Source organism: Streptococcus mitis (assembly GCF_005844455.1).
GTDB lineage: Bacteria > Bacillota > Bacilli > Lactobacillales > Streptococcaceae > Streptococcus > Streptococcus mitis_BF.
In genome coordinates, this window is the sequence record NZ_SPGF01000108.1 from 1 (window position 1) to 2097 (window position 2097).

Genomic DNA, 2097 nt, shown 5'->3' on the forward strand with positions numbered 1-2097 from the left:
AATGCTAGTTTTCATCCCAAGAACATTTTGGATGAACTTTGCATTCAAGATAAGCACTTTTTCTTACCTCTACCACCTTATTCACCAGATTTGAATCCTATTGAGCAAGCTTGGGCTATCTTGAAAAAGAAAGTGACAGATTTATTAAGGAAAGTTCCAAATATTTTTGAATGTTTAAAGTGCTTTTTTAAAACTAAATGACTATAAAATCTTGGCTGACAGTGGTTATCAAGGACTCATGAAGATGTATTCACATGCGCAAACTCCGAGGAAATCAAGAAAACTTAAGCCACTAACTCTTGAAGATAAAGCCTATAACCATGCGCTATCCAAAGAGAGAATCAAGGTTGAGAATATTTTTGCCAAAGTAAAAACGTTTAAAATATTTTCAACAACCTATCGAAATCGACGCAAACGGTTTGGATTACGAATGAATTTGATTGCTGGCATTATCAACCGTGAACTAGGATTTTAGTTTCGCAGGGAGTCTATTCTAAAAAATCAATCTACGGATAATTTAGATGAGGTTATAAATGATTATATTAGAGTTATATCAAAATAATTATTCTAAAGATTTAGTCGCATTTGATTCCATAGAAGATGGGGAAGCCTTTGTAGCTCAAATTCCGGGATACACTCTGGAAACAGAAGATGGTTTTGAAGTGGAGTATTTTAATCCTAAAAACATACCGGATTATATGGAAATTATTTTTAACGGAAATATTGTTCCTCTATCTAAATTTATGTTCGATCCTGAGGAAAATGTAGACATTATTTGGAAAGAGATTTCAAATTTATCCCTCAAAAACGATAGAGTAATCGAAGGATATTCAAAAATCGATGCATATGTTGTTAACAACGATGAAGTTAAAACCTATGTCGAAGCGAGAGAAGTGAACTATAGCCAGGCAAAAGACTTTCTAGAAGGCAGTGGATATGAAGTAGATAGAAGCTTTTTCGGAAGTGAAGACGGTGAAGCGATTCTTTACAGAAAAAAAGGGAGCGAAGATTGGCATTTCTTGTGTCACTTAGACCCAATGTTTGTAGAGATTGAAGATGTAGAAGGATATGTGAAGGAAGTACTAGAAGGATTGATCTAAGGAATTGAAGAATGCTATAAAAGGAGGTATCTTATGCTAGGAGCAATTATTGGAGATATTGTCGGTTCTGTTTACGAATGGAACAATATCAAAACAAAGGACTTTCCTTTATTTCGGAAAGACTGCTTTTTCACAGATGACACGGTTATGACCTGTGCAGTCGCAGAAGCAATCATGAATGGTGGGCAGAAGGATTACTTTATTGATGCTATGAAGAAATATGGTAGAATGTATCCGAATGCTGATTACGGTGCTCGGTTTAATGCATGGTTAAACAGTGATAACCGTGAGCCTTATAATAGCTTCGGGAATGGATCAGCTATGCGTGTTTCTCCCTGTGCTTGGGTCATGGACTGTGGTTTTTATGCAAGATCTGGTATGTGGCCATCATCTAGAAGACTTGCGAGTCTTTCTGCTGAGGTAACTCATAACCATCCAGAAGGTATCAAAGGTGCCATGGCTACAGCTGATGCTATCTTTCTGTGTCGTTTTTACTTTGGTGGTTATTGTAGAGAATACGAGCAACCAATTAATGACAATCATACAGAGTGTAAAAGACGGATTAAGGATTATATAGAGAAAGAATACGGTTATAATCTATCTCAAACTTTAGATGAAATCCGTCCTAACTATCGTTTTAACGAAACATGTCAGGAAACTGTCCCTCAAGCCATTATCGCCTTTCTTGAAAGTACAGACTTTGAAGATGCGATAAGAAACGCCATCTCACTTGGTGGTGACAGTGATACACTTACTGCAATCACTGGCAGTATAGCAGAGGCAGCTTATGGTATTCCTGATTGGATAAAGGAAAAAGCCTATTCTTACTTGGATAAACCCTTAAAGGATGTATTAAGGCGATGGGATAATAATACTTAACAAAAATCAAAAATTGACGTATAATAGATATATGACACAAGCAACATTTACTACCAATGACAAAAACATTCTCACAAAAGCTCTCAAAGATAAGAAAAATCTGCGCTTTCATAAACGA

The 2097-nt window shown here is 36.1% G+C and carries 3 protein-coding genes and 1 pseudogene; all 4 read left to right on the forward strand.

The window, feature by feature from the left end; all coding sequences use genetic code 11:
• Positions 1 to 201: transposase (locus FGQ53_RS11565; RefSeq protein ID WP_171019140.1), on the forward strand; the 201-nt coding region annotated here is incomplete at its 5' end.
• A 4-nt stretch (positions 202 to 205) separates the two neighbouring features.
• Positions 206 to 475, forward strand: a pseudogene (locus FGQ53_RS11570) (transposase family protein); the annotation flags it as partial.
• A 58-nt stretch (positions 476 to 533) separates the two neighbouring features.
• Positions 534 to 1100, forward strand: coding sequence for a hypothetical protein (locus FGQ53_RS11575; protein ID WP_138338918.1), 567 nt, complete (start codon positions 534 to 536; stop codon positions 1098 to 1100).
• Between the two features lie 33 nt (positions 1101 to 1133).
• Positions 1134 to 1979, forward strand: a complete 846-nt coding sequence (locus tag FGQ53_RS11580) for an ADP-ribosylglycohydrolase family protein (protein WP_138338921.1) — start codon at positions 1134 to 1136, stop codon at positions 1977 to 1979.
• Positions 1980 to 2097: the final 118 nt, after the last annotated feature.

Bases quoted from the DNA above. Each gene is read 5' to 3' on its own strand.
- FGQ53_RS11580 (WP_138338921.1), top strand. From the start codon at position 1,134: ATGCTAGGAGCAATTATTGGAGATATTGTCGGTTCTGTTTACGAATGG.
- FGQ53_RS11575 (WP_138338918.1), top strand. From the start codon at position 534: ATGATTATATTAGAGTTATATCAAAATAATTATTCTAAAGATTTAGTC.